The organism is Streptomyces sp. Ag82_O1-12 (assembly GCF_900182715.1).
Taxonomy (GTDB): domain Bacteria; phylum Actinomycetota; class Actinomycetes; order Streptomycetales; family Streptomycetaceae; genus Streptomyces; species Streptomyces massasporeus.
In genome coordinates this window covers 141,016-161,549 of sequence record NZ_FXUW01000001.1, presented here as the reverse complement: position 1 = coordinate 161,549, position 20,534 = coordinate 141,016, and the positions used below count along the sequence as shown (strand labels likewise).

General features: G+C 72.0%; 19 protein-coding genes. 6 read left to right on the top strand and 13 right to left on the bottom strand.

Annotation, left to right across the window (positions count from 1 at the left end; translation table 11 throughout):
- The first annotated feature begins 10 nt into the window (after positions 1–10).
- Positions 11–2,038, top strand: coding sequence for a glycosyltransferase family 2 protein (locus tag QOL88_RS00815; protein ID WP_097214601.1), 2,028 nt, complete (start codon positions 11–13; stop codon positions 2,036–2,038).
- Positions 2,023–2,538, top strand: a complete 516-nt coding sequence (locus tag QOL88_RS00810) for a hypothetical protein (RefSeq protein ID WP_097214600.1) — start codon at positions 2,023–2,025, stop codon at positions 2,536–2,538. Before QOL88_RS00815 ends, QOL88_RS00810 begins: the two co-directional genes overlap by 16 nt.
- Positions 2,539–2,547: 9 nt before the next feature.
- Here the strand turns inward: QOL88_RS00810 and QOL88_RS00805 are convergent, their stop codons facing one another.
- Both QOL88_RS00805 and QOL88_RS00800 read right to left on the bottom strand, forming a co-directional pair.
- Complete coding sequence (locus QOL88_RS00805) at positions 2,548–3,003, bottom strand: SRPBCC family protein (RefSeq protein WP_097214599.1); 456 nt, start codon at positions 3,001–3,003, stop codon at positions 2,548–2,550.
- 93 nt (positions 3,004–3,096) lie between these two features.
- Complete coding sequence (locus QOL88_RS00800) at positions 3,097–3,975, bottom strand: NAD-dependent protein deacetylase (protein ID WP_097214598.1); 879 nt, start codon at positions 3,973–3,975, stop codon at positions 3,097–3,099.
- A gap of 250 nt (positions 3,976–4,225) precedes the next feature.
- On the opposite strand from QOL88_RS00800, the gene QOL88_RS00795 reads away from it, so the two are divergent.
- The 3 genes from QOL88_RS00795 to QOL88_RS00785 all read left to right on the top strand — a co-directional run bounded on the left by QOL88_RS00795 (position 4,226) and on the right by QOL88_RS00785 (position 6,168).
- Positions 4,226–4,897: a DUF4097 family beta strand repeat-containing protein gene (locus tag QOL88_RS00795; protein WP_097214597.1), complete on the top strand. Its 672-nt coding sequence runs from the start codon at positions 4,226–4,228 to the stop codon at positions 4,895–4,897.
- 56 nt (positions 4,898–4,953) lie between these two features.
- On the top strand, positions 4,954–5,805 hold the full coding sequence (locus QOL88_RS00790; protein ID WP_097214596.1) for an alpha/beta fold hydrolase: 852 nt from the start codon (positions 4,954–4,956) through the stop codon (positions 5,803–5,805).
- 84 nt (positions 5,806–5,889) lie between these two features.
- Complete coding sequence (locus QOL88_RS00785) at positions 5,890–6,168, top strand: GlsB/YeaQ/YmgE family stress response membrane protein (RefSeq protein ID WP_031113970.1); 279 nt, start codon at positions 5,890–5,892, stop codon at positions 6,166–6,168.
- Positions 6,169–6,372: 204 nt separating this feature from the next.
- Here the strand turns inward: QOL88_RS00785 and QOL88_RS00780 are convergent, their stop codons facing one another.
- The 10 genes from QOL88_RS00780 to QOL88_RS00735 all read right to left on the bottom strand — a co-directional run bounded on the left by QOL88_RS00780 (position 6,373) and on the right by QOL88_RS00735 (position 17,473).
- On the bottom strand, positions 6,373–7,194 hold the full coding sequence (locus QOL88_RS00780; RefSeq protein WP_097214595.1) for an endo alpha-1,4 polygalactosaminidase: 822 nt from the start codon (positions 7,192–7,194) through the stop codon (positions 6,373–6,375).
- Positions 7,191–7,853, bottom strand: coding sequence for a spherulation-specific family 4 protein (locus tag QOL88_RS00775; protein WP_097222786.1), 663 nt, complete (start codon positions 7,851–7,853; stop codon positions 7,191–7,193). The genes QOL88_RS00780 and QOL88_RS00775 overlap by 4 nt, the downstream gene beginning before the upstream one ends.
- The gene (locus QOL88_RS00770; RefSeq protein ID WP_097214594.1) at positions 7,850–8,752 is read right to left on the bottom strand and encodes an NAD-dependent epimerase/dehydratase family protein; all 903 of its coding nucleotides are present in this window, start codon (positions 8,750–8,752) and stop codon (positions 7,850–7,852) included. The genes QOL88_RS00775 and QOL88_RS00770 overlap by 4 nt, the downstream gene beginning before the upstream one ends.
- 7 nt (positions 8,753–8,759) lie before the next feature.
- On the bottom strand, positions 8,760–9,473 hold the full coding sequence (locus QOL88_RS00765; RefSeq protein ID WP_097214593.1) for a nucleotidyltransferase family protein: 714 nt from the start codon (positions 9,471–9,473) through the stop codon (positions 8,760–8,762).
- A 67-nt stretch (positions 9,474–9,540) separates the two neighbouring features.
- Complete coding sequence (locus tag QOL88_RS00760; RefSeq protein WP_097214592.1) at positions 9,541–10,542, bottom strand: GDP-mannose 4,6-dehydratase; 1,002 nt, start codon at positions 10,540–10,542, stop codon at positions 9,541–9,543.
- Positions 10,543–10,594: 52 nt separating this feature from the next.
- On the bottom strand, positions 10,595–12,013 hold the full coding sequence (locus QOL88_RS00755) for a hypothetical protein (RefSeq protein WP_097214591.1): 1,419 nt from the start codon (positions 12,011–12,013) through the stop codon (positions 10,595–10,597).
- A complete protein-coding gene (gene pelF / locus QOL88_RS00750; protein WP_097214590.1) occupies positions 12,010–13,527 on the bottom strand; it encodes a GT4 family glycosyltransferase PelF in 1,518 nt (505 codons plus the stop codon). The genes QOL88_RS00755 and pelF overlap by 4 nt, the downstream gene beginning before the upstream one ends.
- Positions 13,528–13,621: 94 nt before the next feature.
- A complete protein-coding gene (locus tag QOL88_RS00745) occupies positions 13,622–15,751 on the bottom strand; it encodes a hypothetical protein (protein ID WP_097214589.1) in 2,130 nt (709 codons plus the stop codon).
- 397 nt (positions 15,752–16,148) lie between these two features.
- A complete protein-coding gene (locus QOL88_RS00740) occupies positions 16,149–16,676 on the bottom strand; it encodes a hypothetical protein (RefSeq protein ID WP_097214588.1) in 528 nt (175 codons plus the stop codon).
- Between the two features lie 311 nt (positions 16,677–16,987).
- Entirely contained in the window at positions 16,988–17,473 is a 486-nt protein-coding gene (locus QOL88_RS00735) for a TetR/AcrR family transcriptional regulator (RefSeq protein ID WP_097214587.1), read from the bottom strand.
- A 266-nt stretch (positions 17,474–17,739) separates the two neighbouring features.
- Here QOL88_RS00735 and msrA point away from each other — a divergent pair, with 266 nt between their 5' ends.
- Positions 17,740–18,255, top strand: coding sequence for a peptide-methionine (S)-S-oxide reductase MsrA (gene msrA, locus QOL88_RS00730; protein ID WP_097214586.1), 516 nt, complete (start codon positions 17,740–17,742; stop codon positions 18,253–18,255).
- 542 nt (positions 18,256–18,797) lie between these two features.
- On the opposite strand, the gene QOL88_RS00725 is transcribed toward msrA, so the two are convergent.
- Positions 18,798–20,450 (bottom strand): ABC-F family ATP-binding cassette domain-containing protein, encoded by a 1,653-nt coding sequence (locus tag QOL88_RS00725; RefSeq protein ID WP_097214585.1) that lies wholly within the window; start codon positions 20,448–20,450, stop codon positions 18,798–18,800.
- Between the last annotated feature and the right edge of the window lie 84 nt (positions 20,451–20,534).

The window sequence follows — 20,534 nt, the reverse complement described above, 5'->3', positions numbered from 1 at the left end:
GGAGCACCCCATGCCCCGTACGACCCCTCCCCGCGTGAGCGTGATCATCCCCGCGTACAACGCGATGCCGGAACTGACGCGATGCGTCACCTCCGTCATGGAGCAGACGCTCGGTCCGGACGAGATCGAGATCATCGCGGTCGACGACGGCTCGACCGACGGCACCGGACGCGAACTGGACCGCCTCGCACAGACCTGCTCCGGCATGCACGTCGTCCACCGGCCCAACAGCGGAGGGGCCGGGGTTCCCCGCAACACCGGCCTGGACAGGGCCGCCGGCGACTACGTCTTCTTCCTCGACTCCGACGACTACCTCGGCCCGGACGCCCTGCGCCGGATGGTCACCATGGCCGACGAGAACCACACCGACGTGGTCCTCGGCAAGATGGTGTCGGTCGGCGGGCGAGCCGTGCCGACCGCGGTCTTCTCGCACAACCAGCCCCGGACGGACGTCTTCTCCTCCGCCGCCTACCGCACCCTGGGGTGCTGGAAGCTGTTCCGGCGCTCGCTGATCGAACGGCTGAACCTGAGGTTCCCGCCGTACCGCAACTGCGAGGACAAGCCGTTCACGGCTGCCGCCTACCTCAACGCCGACGGCATCTCCGTGGTCGCCGACTACGACTGCTACTACTCCCGCAACCGCCAGAACGGCAACAACCTCACCCGTACCGCGGCCGACCTCGTCCACCGCATGGACGGCACCCGGCTGTGCTTCGAAACGGTCGCCCGCTACCTGGAGCCCGGACCGCGCCAGGACCGGATCATGCGCCGCCACGTGGAGTGGGAACTGTGCGGGCCGCTGCGTGCCCTGCTGCCCCGCGAGAGCGAACAGCGGGCACGGGAGCTCTTCTACCCGCAGTTCCGGCACTGGGCGCGGAACTACGTGAGCGACGGCGTCTTCCAGTCGATCGCCCCGCAGGACCGGCTGATCGTCCACCTCCTGCGCGCCGACCGCTTCGAGGACCTCATGTCCGTGGCCCGGCACGCCAAGGAGGACGAGGCACGCGGCCACGTCGTGGACAAGGGCCGCGTCTACTGGTCCCACCCCTTCTTCCGTGACCCCGCGAAGGCGGTCCCGGACGCCTGCTTCGACGCCACGAGCCGAATCCCGGTCCACCACGAACTGGCCGAAGCCGCCTGGGCCGGCGACGGCGATGTGCTCCGACTCGCCGGTCACGCCCATATCGAGTCCCTCGGCTCCCTCCAGTCCGACACCCGGCTGATCCTGCGCCCGAGCGGCTTCCGCCACCCGGACATCCATGTGCCCACGACCGTCGGCACGGGCCCGCACCACGGCCAGGACGCCGCGACCGGCTTCACGGCCGACGTGGACCTGGACACCGTGGACTGGGGCGTCCCGCTCGGCAGGGGCCGGTGGGACCTCTACCTGGACGTCCGCGCCCAGGGAGTGAGCCGAACCGTGAGGCTCCGGCGAGCCCGGACGGACGCGAACGGCGAGCGGCACGCTCCACCACAGCGGCACCTGGCCCCCGGCCCCCGGGCCGGGCACGGCCGCACCATCGCGCGCCCCTTCTTCACCCCCCACGGCGACTTCTCCCTGGACCTCCGGGAAGCCGAGGTCGCTCCGATCTGCCGCGTGACCGGGATCGCCTGGGACACCTCAGGACCCGCCACCCTCGTCGTCGCCGGCCGCCTGACCGACGATGCCGCGGGCCGCCCCGTGACCGTCCTGCGCGCCGAGGAGGGCTCGGGCTCGGTGCGAGAGGTGCCCCTGCTGTACGCACGCGACGGCAGCCCCGCCTTCACCGCCCGCCTGCCGGTGCGGAAACTGCCACCAGGGCGGTGGACGTTGACCCTGCGCACGGATGACCCGGGCAGCCGCATCCCCGTTCCGCCCGCGAGGGGACTGTCCGGCACCCGGTGGTTTCGCGCGTCCCGGCTCGGCCGCCCCTACTACGCCAAGCCGCTGCCGGGCAGCGGCACGAGGGGCGCCCTGGTGCTGCGCGTGGCGCCGGTCAGGCTGACGGCGGCGGCCCTCCGCCGCGTGAAGGACATCAGCCGGTGGACGATCCGCTAGCCGATGTGCCGCCCGGCGCGGAGGCCGGTGTACGGGCGGACCGTTTGAAGGAACGCATCTACGCGACGATCACGATGATCGCCGTGGTGGTCGGTCTGTCCGTCGGCGAGGTCAGCGCACTCGGTGCCGTCGCCACGGTCCTGACGACCGCTCTGGGGCTCTGGCTCGCGGCGCTCGTCGCCGACCAGCAGGCCCACCGCACCGTCCACCGGCACCTCGCCACCGGCCGTGAGCTGCGCCGCATGCTGTACGTCAGCAGCCCACTGCTGTCCTGCGCCGCGGGCCCGTCCGTGCTGATCGCCCTGGCCGCACTCGACGTCCTGACCCTGCACGCCGCGTTGCTGGCGGCGGCGGGCGTGTGCGTGGTCTCCCTCTTCCTGTGGGGCTGTGTGGGTGGGCTGCGTATGGGAGGCGGCGCCCTGGCGGCCCTGGTGGCGGGCCTCGCGGACGCCGCGATCGGTGTGGCCGTCGCCCTGGTGAAGGCGGCTGCCGGGCACTGACGGGCGGGATCAACCCCGTTGCGAGGCGAGCAGCTCGCCGAGTTTGCCGAGGCTCTGACTCCAGCCTTCCTCGTGGAGGGCCCGCCGCCGCTCCGAGGCGAAGTCGCCCTGGTCGAGGACCAGTTCGGACCGCGCGGCGTCGATGTCGTGAAGCGTCAGTGTCACCACCGTCTCCCGGTCCTCCGGGTCGGGATCCTCCCAGCGGAAGGTGTACGCCAGGCGTTCCGGAGGCTGCACCTCGAGGAACTCGCCGACCAGGTAGAACAGTTCACCTTCCGGGGGCCGCATCGCGATGCGGTAGGCGCCGCCCGGGCGGAGATCGCTCTCGACACCCGGGATGGTGAACCCGTCCGGCCCCCACCAGCGGGCCAGTTCCCGGGGATCGGTCAGCTCCCGGAACACGGTCGGGCGCGATCCGTCCAGGGCGCGCCGCAGGCGCACTCTCAGCTCGCTGCCGTGTGTCATCACGCCCACCTCCCACCGAAAGTGCCGGGCAGGACCGTCATGCCCAGTCTATGGTCCCGAGCGGTGGGAAACCCCTGCTGGACGGGGTGATGGCTAGGCGATGCCCAGCCGGTGTGCGATGGTGCCGAGGGCGGCGCCCAGCGGCAGGGAAACCCTGGTGAGGGCGTGCTGGTCGCCCCGGGTCTGATCCCGGTTGACGATCAGCACCGGCTTGCCTTCCTGCGCCGCCTGGCGTACGAACCGAAGCCCGGACATCACCGTCAGCGAGGAGCCGAGGACCAGCACCGAGGTCGCCGCGCGGACCAGTTCACGGCAGTGCTCGACCCGCTGCGGCGGAACGGTTTCGCCGAAGAACACGACGTCCGGTTTGAGCGTGCCGCCGCAGGCCGTACAAGGCACCACGCGGAAGCTCCCGACCTGGTCGTCCGTGAGGTCGGCGTCCCCGTCCGGGTTGATTCCGGCGGCCACGGGTGCGAACGCCGGATTGGCCTCCTCCAGTCGCAGGGCGAGTTCGTGGCGCGGGCTGAAGGCGCCGCAGGAGAGGCAGATGACCCGGGTCAGGGTTCCGTGGAGTTCCACGACGTCCTCGCTGCCCGCGGCCTGGTGCAGGCCGTCCACGTTCTGGGTGATGACACCCGAGAGCAGACCGTGCCGCCCGAAGGCGGCCACGGCCTGGTGGCCGGCGTTGGGGCGGGCCCGGCCGAAGGTGCGCCAACCGAGGTGGCTGCGGGCCCAGTACCGTCGCCGGGCCTGGGCGTCGGCGGTGAAGTCCTGGTAGGTCATCGGTGTGTGCCGGCTCAGGCTCCCGCCCTCTCCCCGGTAATCGGGAATGCCCGATTCCGTGGAGATGCCCGCTCCGCTGAGCACCAGCACTCCGCCGGCGCGCAGCGCATCGGTGACCGGCTCCAGATCCGTGGTCGCCGGCGGCAGGTCCCCGGCAGGGGTCCAGCTCAGGGTGGGGCGCATGCGCATGCCGTCAGGGTACGGAACGACGGCCCGTCGACGGCTCCCGGTGCGGTCCGCGGAGCGTTCACCTCCATTTCATTGCAACGGAATGGCTCGTGTTGTTGCGTTAGGCGGCAAGGTCGTTGCAATGAATTCTCGGCTCTGAGCTGCGGTGACTGACTTCGTGTGCAACGAGGCTGTTGCCTGCTGTGTGAATGCAACGTAGCGTTTCCATCGTTGGAAACGACGGAACGAAGCCAGACCAAGGAGAGCAACGATGCAGAGGTTCGACAGCCCCGCCCCCGTCTCGGCCGTCCTGGACATCCCCGCCGGACGCATCCGCCTCATCGCCGCCGACCGGACCGACACCACCGTCGAGGTCCTGCCCGCGGACCCCGCCAGGAGCCGCGACATCAAGGCGGCGCAGCACATCGAGATCGCCCACCACGACGGCGTCCTGCGGATCGAGGCCCCCGCGGCCAAGAACCGCATCCTCGGCCACAGCGGATCCGTCGAGGTCACCGTCCAACTGCCCGCAGGATCCCGCGTCCAGGCCAAGGGCGCCGCCGCAGACCTGCGCGGCGTCGGACGGCTCGGCGACGTCGTCTTCGACGCGGCCCAGGGCACGGTCAAGCTCGACGAGACCGGCAGCGCCCGCCTCACCCTGCTCGCCGGCGACATCACCGTCGGCCGCCTGGGCGGCCCCGCCGAGATCAGCACCCAGAAGGGCGACCTCCGCATCGCCGAGGCCGCATCCGGCACCGTCGCGCTGCGCACCGATCAGGGCGACATCACCGTAGCCGCCGCCCACGGCGTCTCCGCCTCCCTCGACGCCGGCACCGGCCACGGCCGGATCCACAACGCCCTCAAGAACGCCGACGGCGCCGCCGCCGACCTGGCCATCCACGCGACCACCGCCCAGGGCGACATCACCGCCCGCAGCCTCTAGAAACCCGCCGCCCCTCCGAACGAGCACGGCAACGCCTCGCACGAAAGGCCCAGGACATGACGAACGACAACACCTCCCCGAAGCAAGCGCGTTGGACCGGCATGGTGCCGGTCGAGGACACGGCCCTGGCCGTCACCGACACGGGCGGCCCCGGTACTCCGGTGGTCTACCTCAACGGCCAGTTCGCCACTCAGGGGTACTGGCGGCACACCCTCGCCGAACTGGGGCCGGGGTGGCGGCACATCACCTACGACGAGCGGGCCCGCGGCAAGTCGAAGCGTTCGGCGGACTATTCCTTCGAGGCGGCCGTCCGGGACGTCGACGCCGTCCTCGCGGCCAGAGGCGTGGACCGGGCGCTCCTGGTGGGCTGGTCCTACGGAGCGGTCGTCGCGGCGCACTGGGCCGGACGCAATCCGGACCGCACCGTGGGCGCGATCCTCGTCGACGGCGCGTTTCCCTACGACTGGCTCGACGACGCCATGGAGCAGCGGATACGGAAGCTGTTTTGGCGGATGGGGTGGGTGCTGCCGCTGCTGCGCCCGACGGGACTCACCCCGCGGATGACCGCCGAGGAGCAGGCGAACAGCAACATCGAGCTCGGCAGGCTCTCCCGCACGCATGAGCTGGGCCCCGTGCTGGACGGCATCACCGTCCCGGTGCGGTACGTCGTCGCTTCGGGAACGTCGTTCGGAAGCCGCGGTGACGAGCAGGAACGGATCCGCACCAGCCTGGAGGCGGTGACCGCTCGCAACGCGAACATCGACAGCGTCAAGGTCGCCGCCAACCACGGTGCGATCTTGAGAAAGGACTCCCCGGCCGTCGCGGATGCCGTGCGCGCGGTCGCCGCCCTCGACGGTTCCCGGCGGACCACCCGTCAACGGGCGTCGGAACAGGGCCCGCAGAGCTGATACACGACGGAGACGTTTGGGCGGGCGGGATCGGCGCACCCGATGACTTAACAGAATCCTTATACGACGAAGCGGAGACGCACCATGGGCATCATTGCTTGGATCATCATCGGGCTCCTCGCCGGCGCGATCGCCAAGGCACTGATGCCGGGCAAGGACCCGGGCGGCATCATCATCACCATGCTCATCGGCATCGTCGGTGGTCTGCTCGGCGGCTGGCTCGGCAAGGTCATCTTCGGTGTGGACTCCATCGACGGGTTCTTCGACCTGTCCACGTGGATCGCCGCGATCGTCGGCTCCCTCATCCTGCTCGCCCTGTACCGCGTCATCGCCGGCAACCGGCGCTCGCACCGCCACGCCTGACCGGTCGCTGGCAGACGCCCCCGAATACATCCGAGTAGACCCTGAGGGCTCCCTTCCCGTACGTACGGGAAGGGAGCCCTCAGGGTCTGTTCAGTCGTTGTCCGCCCCGCACACCAGGCCTTCCTCCTGCGGGAGCAGGTGTCCGATCCCGCGCTCGCGAGGCAGCCTGCCCGCCAGTGCTGCCGGGGATTACTGCCCGCGCTGTCAGCAAGGACTCCGCCACACCCCGAGTTCCGGCTCCTTGCGCATCGACGACAGCCTCAGTCGGCGGGACTCGGCACAGAAGCTGCTCCGCGGCTCCTTGTACTCCACGTGGAACACCGCCTTGCCCGCCTCGATGAACGGGGAGAGCTCACCGCACTCGTCGTACTGGGCGCACTCTTCGTTGACCGCGAAGTCGAAGTGGCCCACGAGCTGGGGGATCTGGGGAAGGTCGTTCTTCAGCCCCACCGACAGCCCCCGCTCGTGGGCGATGTCCGCGATCAAGCGGTTGTACGTGAGCTGGTCACGCGCGGTGAGCGGAAAGCCGGTGTCGTTGCCGTAGCCCTCCACCAGATCGGGCTCCACCGCGTCGAAGCCCTTGTCGCGGCACATGTCGAAGCGGCGTTCCATGATCGGCCGCAGGACGGACAACCGCCGGATGTCCAGCCACCGCTCGCCCGACCACCCGTTGGGCTCGCCGAGAACCGAACGGGGGAAGGCGTCCCGGTCCGGCCGGAAGTCCTCCCACGCGCCCACATTGACGTAACAGATGACCTTCCTCCCCGCGCGGTGCAGTCGGGCCACGTCCGCGGCGGAGTTCTCGAAGCCGTCGATGTCGTAGACCGGCACGTCGGCCGACGCGTCGACCCTGCCGTCGAGCTGCCACTGCCAGGCGAGACCCGGACGGGGCTTCCACACGGCCCGCGTGGGCGAGGCCGTACCGTGCGCCTCGCCGGGTGGCGCGGCGCCGCCGGAGCAGCCCGTCAGCGCCGCGGCCGTCAACGCGGTCAGCAGGGCCGCGCGGGAAAGGACTCGCCCGCTCATCGACCGGCCCCGGTGAGAGCCGGCGTCAACTGGGCCCAGGGGTTGGGTGGTTCGCCCGTCACCGGGCCGCAGACCGCCGCTCCGCGCTCGTGCGCCGTGCGAACGGCCAGCGGAACGAGCGCCTCGGGCACGCCGTACACGAGATGGCACAGCCCCTCGGGTGCGTGTCGTGCGGTCCACCCCGGCCGGCTGAAGGCGGAGACGTACGTCGACCAGTGCCCCTCGAAGGTGACGGTCAGGTCGGCGAGGCGGGCGTATCCCGAGGCCGGGTGGACGCCGGGGTTGAGGACGACCGTACCCACGCCCAGCCGGCGCAGCGTCCGCACCAGCCGACGGCAGGCCGGCAGCCCGTCCGCCGTCGCCGTCACCCGGTCCAGGAAGCAGCCGTCCGCCGCGTACCACTCGCGGTGCCGCCGTACGTCCTCGGCGATCTCCGCGGGGTCACGCACCCCGTAGTCGGTGTCGACGTAGCCCAGCAGCCGCGCCCCCGCGGCCCGCAGCGCACCGGCCGCCGCGGTGAACGCCGGGTCGGGGGCCTCGCCCGGACCGCTCGCCGGGTTGAGAACGACGCCGTAGGTGCGGGTCGCCTCGGTGATCAGCCGGTGCCAGGCACCCGGGTCCTCGGCCGGATGGACGTACAGCGGGATCAGCAGGCTCACGGCGTGCCGCCGCCTTCCCACAGGGCGGCCAGCGCGTCGTCCAGGGAGTGCGCCGGACGCCACCCCAGGGCCTCCGCGGCGGCGCAGATGTCCGAACACTGCCACGACACCTGCGCGGAGCGGGCCGAACCGACCGGGCTCGCCGCACCCTCCTCGATCCGGCCCCGGAAGCCTGCCAGGCCGGCCAGACCGAGCACCAAGTCGCGCACCGGGACGGCCCGGCCCCCGCCGAGGTTGAGGACGGGCGGCAGTGGGCCCGGAGCCGTGGCCGCGAGGACCACCGCCCGCGCCACGTCGCGCACGTCGACGAAGTCGCGGTGGGCGGACAGGTCGCCGAGCCGCAGCACCGCCTTCGCATCGGGGCCGGCCTCGCGCAGCAGCGCGGCGATCCGGCCGGGCAGCCCGGTGGGCGGCGCTCCGGGTCCCACCGGGTTGCCCACCCGCAGCACCACCGCGTCCAGGCCGGAGGAGGTCACCGCGACCGTGCCCGCGAGCTTGGTCGCACCGTAGGGGCCGACCGGGCGGGTGGCCGCCGACTCCGTCACCGGGGTGTCCGGCGTGCCCGGGCCGTACTCGGCGGCCGAGCCCAGGTGCACCAGACGGGCCGCGGGTGACGCCTCGCGCAGCGCCGCGCACAGCACCGCGGGACCGCGCGCGTTGACCTCGGCGAGCGTGACGGCGTCGCCGCCGGTCGCGCCCGCGCAGTTGACGACCGTGTCGGGCGCGGCCGACGCGAGGGCCTTCGCCAGCTGCTCCGGGCGGGCGCGGGCGAGATCGACTTCGACATCGGCGGCCGGTGACCGGCCGCCGACGAGGACCTGCGCGCCCGGCAGGGCGCGCAGCCGCTCCGCGACGTGCGCGCCCAGATAGCCGGTGGAGCCCAGGACGAGAATGCGCATGGCGTGCTCAGGCTCCCTTGAGCAGAAGCGACTTGCGGGTGGTGAACTCGGCGTTGGCCCGGTCGTAGTCGTCCGGGCGGCCGATGTCCAGCCAGTACCCGTCGAAATCGTAGGCGTGCGGCTTGTCGTCGGTCTTGAGCAGGTCGAGCACCAACTCGTCGAAACCGAGCGGGAGTCCGGGCGTGTAGCCGTCGAGGGTGGTGCGGGACAGGCCGTAGACCCCCATGGACACGCGGTAGTCCATGCTCGGCTTCTCGGTGAACGCGACGACCTTGCTGGAGTCGGTGGTCAGCACCCCGAAGTCGATGTGCACCTTGCGGGCGTACGTCGCGATGGTCAGCGGGGCCCCGGACGCGCGGTGCCGGCGCAGGACGTCGGCGTAGTCGAGGTCGGTGAGGACGTCGCCGTTCATCACCAGGAACGTCTCGGGCAGGCGGTCGCGCAGGGTGAGCAGCGGGCCCATGGTGCCCAGCGGGCTCTCCTCGGTGGCGTAGTCGACGGCCAGGCCCCACTGGGAGCCGTCGCCGACGTAGGCGCGGATGATCTCGCCGAGGTGGCCGATGGCGATGGTGCAGCTGGTGAAACCGGCCGTGGACAGCTGGCGCAGCACGATCTCCAGGATGGCGTGCTGGTCGCCGATGGGCACGAGCGGCTTGGGCAGCGCGGTGGTGTACGGCCGCAGCCGGACGCCCTTGCCTCCCGCCAGGATCACTGCGTGCATGGGCTCCTCCTTCGTGAACGCTTCGTGGACGTGCGCGGACGTGACGGACGAGATCCGCTGTGCGGTGTCAGATGTTGTAGATGCCGGTCTTGTAGCGGGCGAGGTTGGCCGGGTCGCGGAAGAACTCCACGGTGGCCGCCAGGCCTTCCTCCAGGGTGTGCGCGGGCTGCCAGCCGGTGGCGGCGGCGAGCCGGCTCGCGTCCGCGACCAGCCGCATCACCTCGGAGTTCGCGGGACGGATGCGGGCGGTGTCCTCGCGGACATCGAGGGCGGTGTCCATCACCTTGCCGATCAGCGCGACCAGGTCGCCCACCGAGATCTCCCCACCGGTCCCGGCGTTGAAGGTACGGCCCACGACCTGCCCGGCGGGCGCGGTGCCGACGGCGAGGAAGGCCTGCGCGGTGTCCTTGACGAAGGTGAAGTCCCGGGTGGGACGCAGGTCGCCGAGGGTGATGGTGCGCTCTCCCGCCGCGACCTGCCCGATGACGGTGGGGATGACCGCACGCATCGACTGGCGCGGCCCGAAGGTGTTGAAGGGCCGCAGGGTGACCACTGCGGTGTCGAAACTGGCGTGGTAGCTGTCGGCCAGCCGGTCTCCCCCCGCCTTCGAAGCGGCGTACGGGGACTGGGTGTTGATGGGGTGGTCCTCGGTGATGGGCACGGTCTGCGCGGTGCCGTACGTCTCGCTGGTGGAGGTGTGCACCAGCCGGGGCGTGCCGAGGGCGCGCACGGCCTCCAGCACGTTGAGGGTGCCGGTGACGTTGGTGTCCACGTAGCTGTGCGGGGCCTGGTAGGAGTACGGGATCGCGATCAGGGCGGCCAGGTGGTAGGCGGTGTCGGCGCCTTCGAGGAGGCCGCGGACGGAGCCGGGGTCACGGACGTCGCCGAGGACGATCTCCACCTGGTCCAGGACGTCCGGGTGCAGGGTCTCCAGCCAGCCGTAGGAGGAGAAGGAGTTGTACTGGGCCATGGCCCGGACCCGGTGGCCGGAGGCGACCAGTGCCTCGGTGAGGTGCGAGCCGATGAAGCCCTCGGCTCCGGTGACGGCGGCGAGCGGTGCGGAGGTCAACTGCGGTGTCCCTTCGGTTGGGTGGGATGCGAGCGGGGGAGCGGGGTGGGGCTCAGGCATGCGGTGCGGGCCGGCCGAGCAGCCGCAGCGCGCACGCCGCCAGACACAGGGCGGCGGCGCCGCAGGCGAGTGGCAGGGCCAGGGCGGCGCCCGGCGGCAGCCGGAACAGGACGACCGCTCCGGCCCCGGCGGCCGCCGCCAGGCAGATCCCGGCCGACGACCAGGCCGCCCCGAACGCCTGGAGCAGCAGCGCGGTCCACAGGACTGCGGCGAGCAGCAGCAGGGCGCCCGGGTCGGAGCCGGTGAGCAGGGCCGCGGGCAGCAGCGGCGCGAGATAGGCGAGCAGACAGAGGCCGAGGATGCCGGCCGAGCGCAGCAGGAACCCGGCCGGCGTGGCGGTGGCCCGCAGCGCGGCGACCGACAGCCCCCGGTAGCGGTACAGCAGCCATTCCGCCGGCCCCATGCTCAGCGTCAGCACGATCACCGCGTACGGCTCCTCCCGCCCTCCCAGCAGCACCAGCACGCCGGCGGCCAGCCCGAACAGGCCGTACGGCAGCGACCACAGCAGCCGCGGGCGGGTCGCGTCGGTGACGGCCGGGAGGGCGAGGGCGCCCCGCAGGACCCAGCCGGTGACGGTGAGCGTGGCGAGCAGCGCCAGCAGGGGCAGCCCGGCCCGGAGCGCGGCGCCGGGCTCCCACCAGGGCAGGACGGCCGCTCCCGGGAGCAGCGGGCTGAGCGCGGCCAGCAGCAGCCGTTCCCGGCCCAGCACCAGCAGGACACCGGCGGCCGCCAGGTAAGAGGACTGCGCGGCCGCCACCAGGGTCACCGGTCCGCCCTCGGCGGGCAGCGCGGCGGCCACCGTGGCCACTACCGCTCCCACGGGCGCGCCGAACAGGAGAGTACGGCCCGCCTCCCGGCGTCCGGTCGCCATCCGCAGGTGCGCGCGGTGGCCGAGCGCCTGCCCCCACGCCCAGGAGACGAGCCCGGCCACGATGAGGGCGGGGGCGTACCCGCCGGCGTGCCACAGCGGCGCGGTCAACAGGTAGGCGAGCCCCGGCAGGGCGAACAGCACCCCCCGCAGCAGACAGCGCAGGGTGTCGGGACGCCAGGGGTCGGCCGCCGGGGCGGGTTCGGGGAAGGTGCGCGGCACCCGCTCGTAGAGGGCGGAGGCCAGGGAGAACAGGTTCGGGTGGCCGTAGCGTTCGTTGATCAGCGAGGCGGACAGTCCCTCCGCCTCCAGCAGTGCCGCCACCTCGTAGGGGTGGACGGCGGGGCCTATGCGGTCGGCGAGTTCGGCGGCGAGTTCACTGACCGCCTCCTCGTCGGGGCCCTGCCGGGGCAGCCGGATGGCGAGCGTGGTGTCGTCCAGGGCCCAGCGCGGCCGACGGCGCGACGGGTGGGGACCGGCCAGCCGGATGGCGAGCGTGTCCTGCTCCGCGCCCCCGGGTTCGAGGGACATCGGCCCGCTCACAGCGCGAGGCTTCCGGTGTCGTGGACGACCGGCGCGGACAGCCCGACCGTCGGCACGATCGTCAACTCCTGGCTCGGATGGGCCAGTTCCAGGTAGACGGACCGAAACGTGTCAATGGTCTGCCGGAGGGTGAACTGCTCGATGACCCGCAGCCGGGCCGCCTCACCCATGGCCCTGCGCCGACCGGGATCGCCCAGCAGCTCCAGCGCGGCCGCGGCCATCGCCGCCGGATCGCGCGGTGGCACCACCAGCCCGGTGTCACCGACGGCCTCGCGGACACCGCCCACGTCCGTGGAGACGGTCGCCCGTCCGCAGGACATGGCCTCGATCAGGGTGAAGGGGAAGCCCTCGCTGATGCTGGAGAGCATCACGACGTTCCCGGCGGCGTAGGCGTCCTTGATGTCGTCGACGCGCCCTTCGAAGGTGACGGCGTCGGCGTGCCCGAGGTCGGCGGCCAGCGCCTCGCAGCGCTCCCGGTAGGCCTCTCCGCCCCGCGGGGTCCCGCCGAACAACCGCAGCCGCGCGTGCGGGAGCCGGTCACGGACCAGGGCGAAGGCCCGGACGAGGGTCTCCAGGTCCTTGATGGGGTCGACACGGCCGGCCCAGCTGAGGGTGGGGGAGTCCGGTTCGGGCCCGGCCGCCGGGAACGCGGCGGGGTCGACGCCGTTGTAGACCGTGCGGATCGACTCCGGGTCGGCGCCGCCCTCCTCCTCCCACAGCCGGTTGTAGCGGTTGCCGGGTGTGATCAGGGCGGCCCGGCGGTAGCTCTCCTGCGCGAGCAACCGGAAGAATCCGAGGACGACGGCCTTCACCGGCCAGCGGTAGGGCGCGGTGCGGTAACCGACGTAGCGCTCACGCAGATAGACCCCGTGCTCGGTCAACAGCAGGGGGACGCCGTGCTGTTCGAGGGCGGCGAGGCCCGGCAGGACGGCGACTCCTCCGCTCACCGCGTGCGCGACCCCGCTCTCGGGCGCCGGGGCGGCCAGTGGGCGCAGGGCGTGTTCCAGCAGGGCGGTCGCGGTGAGGGCGTCGTGCAGGGTCGGCCGCGCCTCGCGCACGGCGAGACCGGGGCGGTTCCACAGCGCGGTGAGGATCGCGATCACCCGGTCCCCGCGCAGGAAGGGGCTCAGCGTTCCGTCCGACGCGGCCCGTGCCAGCGCGTACAGGGCGGGCGCGAACCCGTCCTCGGCGCGCGGGTCGAGCAGCGCGGTCAGGAAACGCTCGTAGGCGGCGGCGAGTTGGTTGCGGGACCGGCCCCGGGGCGGGCGGCCCTCGGGCGGGGCGCCCCACATGGGGACGGACAGCACGCCGGCGACGTGCGCGGGCAGGTCCCAGACGACCGGCTCACGGCCGGTGCCGGTGACGGCGATGACGTCGAAGTCCAGGTCGGGCATGCCCTGGACGAGCTGGTCGCACCAGACGCTGACGCCTCCGTGGCTGTGCGGGTAGGTGCCTTCGGTGAGCAGGGTGACGCGCGTCGCTCCGGTACGGCGCGCGCCCTGAGGAACGGGCATCGATGTGCTCCACGGCCGAGGTGTGGGGTGGTTCGGGCCGGTCCTGGCCGCCGCGGGGCGGCCAGGACCTTCAGGTCGTGCGCGGATGCGCCGTTCAGCCGTCTGTGCCGCGACCCACCGGGTCGGTGACGCCCGCGGGGACACGGGTGTCCGGGGCAGGCTTGGTGGCCGGGGCGGTCTCGCCGGCGGCGTCGGCGGCCGGAGCCACGACGGAGGCCGGCAGGGTGAGCGCGAGCGGCGCGCCCGTGGAGGGCGTCCAGCCGGACACCGACCCGGCGTAGGCCTCGCCGAACGCGGCACCGGCCAGCGTGGTGCCGGTGGGCAGGGTCGCGGTGACCGCCAGTCCGTCCGGCGCGTCGACGGTCACCGTGCCGCCGATGCGGTAGGCGGTGATCTCTCCGGCTCCGATCGCGGCCTGCCACTTCGCTCGGCGCTCGAGTTCCGCGCCGATGTCGCGCATCCGCAGGTTCACCAAGGGGGTGTCCTCGGAGAACAGTGCCCCGTAGCCGTTCAGGACGCCGTCGAGCACGGGATAGGCGATGCGGTCCTCGGCCAGGTTGGACTGGTGGATGAAGTGCGGCTTGGGGTCGTTGGCCAGGACGTGCCCGAGGGCGATCCGCGTCTCCAGCGGCACGATGTGGTCGGCGTAGCCCGTGGCGGTGTCCAGCGGCGCCGGCAGACAGGTGGTGGTGGCCGGATTGTCGTCGCAGATGCCGCTGCCTCCCTGAGCGCGGCTGGTGTAGATCCAGTTGTACTCGTCGACCTGCTCGGCGGCCCGGCCGGCGTTGTAGAAGACGTTCATCGGGTAGCGGGGCACGGTCGTGGACGGACCGACCCGGCGCTGGCCGGGCTCACGGGAGTTGTCGGAGCCGAGCCAGGCGATGGCGTTGTCGTCGAGGGCGAGCGCCAGGTTGGGGTTGTCCTCGGGCTGCTGCGGCAGGACCTTCATGCCCGAGTGCTCGCCGGTGACCAACTCGCTGTTCACCAGCGGCAGTCCGGCGCTCACGCCCCAGACGCGGTTGATGGCGATCTCGTCGGAGATGTCGTTGCGGCTCATCCACCGGGTGCTGCCGTCGGCGTCGGTCGCGCACTTCCAGGGCACCACGGACGTGTCCTGCACACAGCCGAGGAAGGGGTGCGAGTAGGTGTGGTTGATCCACCGGAACTCGCCCCGCCGTGCGATCAGCCGGTCGGCGAGCGGGTCGGCGCCGTTGTTGTCCTCGCGGTGGTCGGCGCTGCCCGCGCCGTTGTAGGCGAAGTCGAGGGTGAACTTCTTGCTGTTCTGCCAGTCGACGGCGTGGTCGACGTCGGAGGGTGTCATCCGGATCGGGTCGGGCGTCGCCGTGGGGTCCGTGCAGTCGACGTCACCGGGCGTGCAGTTGAGCCGGCTGTTCCACCGGTCGTCCGCCGCGAACACGTCGTCCACGTGGACGGCGAAGTAGTTCCGCGAGGCGCCCAGGTGCACGCCGCCGGTCATCCACTCCACGATGCCGCGGGCCAGGAGCCGGAACTGCTGCTGGTACTGGTTGTAGACGAAGGTGACGACCAGCTCGCGCCGACCGTCGTGCCGGTACTCGCCCACCAGCGTGCCCTTGGCCGACTGCCCGGGGATCGCCGCTTCGACGTACGGGGTGAAATCGGCCCCGGCCACGGGCTTCGACAGGTAGGCGTAACTCTCGCCGATCGCCGGGTCGTTGTCCTCGAAGGGCACCGCCCCGTCGAGATAGCCGAAGGGGCCCGACGTGCCGGCGGCGGTCACCTCCGCCCGCTTGCCGTCGATGCTGCCGGAGTAGCCGCCGTGGACCGGGTACTGCAGACCGGCTTCGGGACGCGCGTAGGTGTAGGCGTCGACCTGGGGCACGTCGTACGTCCGCTCGTACGCCGCCAGGGCCGCCATCTCGGACGAGCCGGCCGGGAACGGGTTGTCGTTGGGCAGCACGACGGCCTGGAACTTGGCGCGCGGCCGGCCGTCCACGGTGTCCGCGAGGAAGTCGGCGTCGATCACGGTCCGGCCGGACCGCGTGAGGTCGATCCGGGTGTACGGCGTACCCGCCGCCGCCAGTTCGGCGGCTATGGCGTCGGTCGACGGGCCGCCGTCGCTCACCACCAGCACCCGCAGATCGATGCGGGGCGCGGTGTCGGCGTGTGCCGCGCCGGCCGGCAGGCCCAGTGCGGCGATGAGCGCGCCCACCGTGAGCACGGTGGTGCGTGTGGTCCGCTTCATGCGGTGAGGTCCCCTCCCCGGGCAGGGGTGAGCACTGCTCCGCGGAGCGGACGCACCCCCTTGCGTGCCGCCGGCGTCCCCCTCAGAAGCCAGTTCGTCACGCATCCGTTCGCGTCACATAGTGATGTCTGTGTGGAGATTTCGCGGTCATGTTGCGGAACATGACGGAAAAGCGCAGGTGTCGAAAGGGGTGCTTCCGAAAGCGAAATGAGCCGTTCCCGGTCGCGGCCCGGCGTCGGAGCAGGTGGGCGCGGGGGCCCGGGACGCTGGTCCGGGGCCTGAGCGGCGCACCGGCGGGCCTGTGGGGCCCGCCGGTCGGAGTGCCAGTGGTCCAGACCGGGGCGGCTGCCTGGGCATGGAGGTTTTCAGGTCACCGCCGTCGGCTCCGGACGGAGTGTCAGGCGCAGAGCACTCGCGTCACGGGCGTGTACACCGGGCCGCCGCTGACGTTCGTGGAGTCGCTGAACTCGGCGTAGAAGTACGAGTAGAAGCCGATGTTGCCGTTGCAGCCGGAGTCGGCCGCGACGTCCAGCGTCAGGGTGACCGTACGGCTCTGGCCGGGCGGGATGGTGGCGCCGTAGTTGCCGCCGAGGTTGGCCGGGCCGGTGCCGGTGCACGGGGCGGGGCCGTCGGCGGTGGTGAGGCTGCACCCGGAGAAGCTGTACTTGAGGTCGGGGCGCTGGGTGGTCAGCCAGGTCGGCTCGATCGTCTGGTACACGAACCAGACGTCGTAGGTGTTGTTGTTCTTGATGGTCATCGACAGCTTGACCGAGCCGCCGGGCGTGGTGGTCGCGCTGTCGGTGGCGAAGGTCAGCTCCGCCGGCGCCGGGTCCGCCGCACTCGCGCCGGGGGCCAGGCCGAACACGGCCAGGGCGAGGGCAAGGACGACACCGAGGCCGAAACGTCTCATCAGGGGTGATCGCATGGCCTGGGAGGCTAGGCAGGGGCCGGGCGGAGCGTCTGCCCCCCGGTGCGAGGCTCCTCGCCATGCGGCTGGAAGTGCTCAGGGCGTGTTCAAGGTGTGTCGAAAATATGAAGGAGCGGCGGAGTCGGTATTCGCCCAGGCAGTCGGCGGCATCCGGGCCCACCGTGCCGGCGGAACGCTGCCGACCGTTTTCGCGGTGCTGGAAGATGACATTGGCGCGTATCGGTCCCCGGCGGTCCTCTGCCTCGCTCGCGATCACCCTGGGATTCTCGGCCATCCGCCGCGATCCGGCCTGCGTGTCACCCCACGCGTCAGGCCGCTCCGAGGCCGCGTAGCAGCGTGTCGACCACGACGTCCGCCGCCTGTGCCGGGCTCAGCCCGGGCATCTGCCGGGACGCGAGGTGCATGAGCTGCGGCAGGAGCGCGCTCGCCCATCCCTGAGGGAGGTCGGAGCGCAGGAGTCCCTCGGCCACGGCACGTTCGAGGAAGGCGTCGACCTCGCGCATCGAAGCCTCCCGGCGGGCGCGGACGTCGTCGGCGAGCATGCGGGCGAGGTCGACCGGCCAGGTGCGGTTGACGGCGATGATGTTCTCGACGTAGCGGTGCAGGGCGACGGCGACGGGGGCCTCGCGCAGCCGGGCGTCCTCGATGGCGTCCTCGATGGCCGCGAGGCGGGAGGCGTAGATCGCGGCGAGGAGATCCTCGCGGGAGGCGAACCGCCGGTAGACGGTACGCCGGTCCACACCCGCCTCGGTGGCGATGTTCGCGATGCTCGCACCGGGGTCGGCGGCGAGCATGCGTGCCCCCGTCGTCAGGACGGCTTCCAGATTGCGCGCTGCGTCAGCTCTCACGCCGCCGAGTCTAGCCAGCTCCTGTGGAACCTGCGGCACCTAGCGCCTCTCCGATGTCGCGAACTGGGTGCTAAATGCTACGGCGGCGTAGCATTTGTTTGCCGAGTGCGAGCGAGGTGCCAGTCACCTGTCGAGATGGTGACGGCGTAAGGGGAGCGCATGTGCGAGGCTGGTCCCGCAGGGACGGACACGGGCAGGAAAGGTGATGCGCCATGAGTGATGTCGAGGAGAGGGCACTGCTGGCGGGTGGGTGCTTCTGGGGCATGCAGGAGCTGATCCGGTCGCTCCCCGGCGTGATCCGCACCCGGGTCGGCTACAGCGGTGACAACGACAAGCCGCACCCCACCTACCGTGACCACGGACGGCACGCGGAGTCGATCGAGATCGTGTTCGATCCGACCGCGACCGACTATCGCGCGATCCTGGAGTACTTCTTCCAGATCCACGACCCGACCACGAGCAACCGGCAGGGCAACGACATCGGCCTGAGCTACCGCTCCGCCATCTTCTACCTCGACGACGAGCAGCGCCGCGTCGCGCAGGACACCATCGCCGACGTCGAGGCGTCCGGTCTGTGGCCGGGGCCGGTGGTGACCGAGGTGGTGGCGGCAGGGCCGTTCTGGGACGCCGAGCCGGAGCACCAGGACTACCTCCAGCGCTATCCGGAGGGCTACACCTGCCACTTCCCGCGCCCGAACTGGCGGTTGCCCAGGCGCGGCCAGTCCTGAACGCCGACGTGGCCGGGGAGGGTGACACCCCTCCCCGGCCACGTGCCGTTTCAGCTGCTTTCCGTGCCGTCGATCGCGCATCCGTGTGGCAGTGCCCACGTTAAGTGATACATCAATGTGGCAGATGGATGGTCGCAACGCTCGCCCTGATCCGGAGGAAGCGCGCTGCGCGAGGAGGACGCGGACAGGTCGCGCACTTGATCTCCCAGGAGAACGGCTCGGCGGGATGGTTCACCCGGGCCGGCCGGCGGGCCTGATTCGGCAGCCGACGCCTATCTGCGGGTACGGCGCCGTGGGCCTCGGGACCTGCACCGAGTACAAGACCATCACCGTCTGATGTGCTCACGGGGAAGCGTCACCGGTTGGACAGGTGACGCGCGACGGGCAAAGGCACGGTCGAAGGGGCCAACGCCACACAGGGCGGCGGAGCGAACGCGTACGGCCCCGAAGGCCCATGGAAGCACTCCTCGTGCCTCGCGCTCGACCTGTGCCTGGAGGAATGCGTCACGTGGCCTGTAGGGCTACGTGAAGGCTGCCCCGGCTCAGTACCGGACCTCCTCCTGCTCCTCACGATCCGGCCCCAGACGCAGCTCCCGGCCCCGCCACCGTCGGCGCAGCCAGCGGTCATGACTGGCGACCACGATCGCGCCCGGGCCCGCGGTGCCCAGCGCCTCCTCCAGCTCATCGCACAGCCGTGGGGAGAGGTGGTTGGTGGGCTCGTCGAGCAACAGCAGGTGCGGCGGGCGGGCCACGAGCAGCGCCAGGGCCAGACGGCGGCGTTGCCCCACGGACAGGTGCCCGACGGGCTTGGCCAAGTCCGCCTCGTGCATCAGACCGAGCGAGCCGATCGGCACCTTCTCGGCCCGTTCCGGCCCCACCGCCAGCGCGTAGGTGTCCCGGACCGTGCGGTCGAGTCGCTCGAACTCGGTGTCCTGAGTGAGCAGCCCCACCGTCAGCCCGGCCCGCCTGTGCACCTCACCCTCGGCCGGAAGGCGCCCGGCGAGTACGGCGAGCAGCGTCGACTTGCCCGCCCCGTTGCCGCCCGTGACCAGGAGCCGGTCGCCCGCTGCCACCGCCAGGCCGTCCAGGGCGAGCCGGCCGGCCACCCGCACGTCTCGTACGGACACCAGGGGGCGCTCGCTCTCCTGCGCACGCGCGGCGAGTTCCCCGGCCGCGAAGCGCAGCGGCCGGGGCGGCTCGGCGACTTGGGCGCGCTCCAGTTCCTCCAGCCGACGGGCCGCGTTGCGCACACGGCGGGAGATCTGGCTCTGGACCCGGCCCGCCCGGTGCCCGTAGCCCATCTTCTCGTTGTCTCGCGGAGCCCGGTCCGGGGCGACGCGGCGCGCGGTCACCCCCGCCGAGTGCCGCAGCTCCGCCAACTCCTCCTGTTCCTCGGTGTACCGCCGCTCCCAGCGCTGCCGTTCCGCGCGCTTCTCGCCCAGGTAGGCGCTGTAGTCGCCGCCGTAGCGGACCGGGCCGTCCACCGCCGGGTCGAGGTCGATCAGGTCGGTGCAGACGGCGTCGAGGAAGGCACGGTCGTGACTGGCGAGCACGACGGCCCCGGGAAGAGCGCGGAGTTGTTCCTCGAGGAAGGCGGCAGCACTGTCGTCGAGGTGGTTGGTCGGCTCGTCCAGGAGCAGCGCCGGAGGCCGCCGCACCAGCAGGGCGGCCAGGGCCAGCCGGCCCCGCTGACCACCCGAGAGCGAGCCGAGCGTGCGGTGGTGCCCGAGCGCGCCGAGACCCAGGCCGTCCAGCACCAGGACGGCGCGGCGGTCGGCGTCCCAGGACTCGCGGTCCTGGGCTTGCTCCAGCCGCCTGCCGTAGGCGTCGAGGAGTGCCCGGTGACCGGGGTCGTCCTCCGGGACCCGGGCGAGTTCCTCGCCGAGCCGTTCCAGCTCCGCGAGGTCCTCGCGAGCCTCGCGCAGGGCTTCGTCCAGCACCGCGGCGATGGTCGCCGCGGCGTCGAACGGCATCTCCTGGTGGAGGAAACCGAGGCCGTCGGGGCGGGAGACGGTTCCCGCATCGGGTTCGTCCAGGCCGCCGAGCAACCTCAGCAGAGTGGACTTGCCGACGCCGTTCTCCCCGATGAGGCCGATCCGGTGGCCGGGGGAGGCGGTCAGGGAGACACCGTCGAGGACACGTCGGCCGCCCAGGGAGCGGACGAGGTCGTGGGCGAGCAGGGCATGCTGGGGCACAGGTATCCGTCCAGGAGTGATCGGTGGTCGGCCCGCCGGGCGCACGGCCGCAGACGCGGGCCACTGCACACGCCGACGGCTCAC

Coding starts and splice junctions, on each gene's coding strand:
- QOL88_RS00815 (WP_097214601.1), top strand. CDS start 11: ATGCCCCGTACGACCCCTCCCCGCGTGAGCGTGATCATCCCCGCGTAC.
- QOL88_RS00795 (WP_097214597.1), top strand. CDS start 4,226: ATGCAGAGGTTCGACAGCCCCGCCCCCGTCTCGGCCGTCCTGGACATC.
- QOL88_RS00765 (WP_097214593.1), bottom strand. CDS start 9,473: ATGCACGCAGTGATCCTGGCGGGAGGCAAGGGCGTCCGGCTGCGGCCG.
- QOL88_RS00780 (WP_097214595.1), bottom strand. CDS start 7,194: ATGAGCGGGCGAGTCCTTTCCCGCGCGGCCCTGCTGACCGCGTTGACG.
- QOL88_RS00770 (WP_097214594.1), bottom strand. CDS start 8,752: ATGCGCATTCTCGTCCTGGGCTCCACCGGCTATCTGGGCGCGCACGTC.
- pelF (WP_097214590.1), bottom strand. CDS start 13,527: ATGCCCGTTCCTCAGGGCGCGCGCCGTACCGGAGCGACGCGCGTCACC.
- QOL88_RS00790 (WP_097214596.1), top strand. CDS start 4,954: ATGACGAACGACAACACCTCCCCGAAGCAAGCGCGTTGGACCGGCATG.
- QOL88_RS00805 (WP_097214599.1), bottom strand. CDS start 3,003: ATGACACACGGCAGCGAGCTGAGAGTGCGCCTGCGGCGCGCCCTGGAC.
- QOL88_RS00745 (WP_097214589.1), bottom strand. CDS start 15,751: ATGAAGCGGACCACACGCACCACCGTGCTCACGGTGGGCGCGCTCATC.
- QOL88_RS00785 (WP_031113970.1), top strand. CDS start 5,890: ATGGGCATCATTGCTTGGATCATCATCGGGCTCCTCGCCGGCGCGATC.
- QOL88_RS00735 (WP_097214587.1), bottom strand. CDS start 17,473: ATGCTCGCCGCCGACCCCGGTGCGAGCATCGCGAACATCGCCACCGAG.
- QOL88_RS00740 (WP_097214588.1), bottom strand. CDS start 16,676: ATGCGATCACCCCTGATGAGACGTTTCGGCCTCGGTGTCGTCCTTGCC.
- msrA (WP_097214586.1), top strand. CDS start 17,740: ATGAGTGATGTCGAGGAGAGGGCACTGCTGGCGGGTGGGTGCTTCTGG.
- QOL88_RS00800 (WP_097214598.1), bottom strand. CDS start 3,975: ATGCGCATGCGCCCCACCCTGAGCTGGACCCCTGCCGGGGACCTGCCG.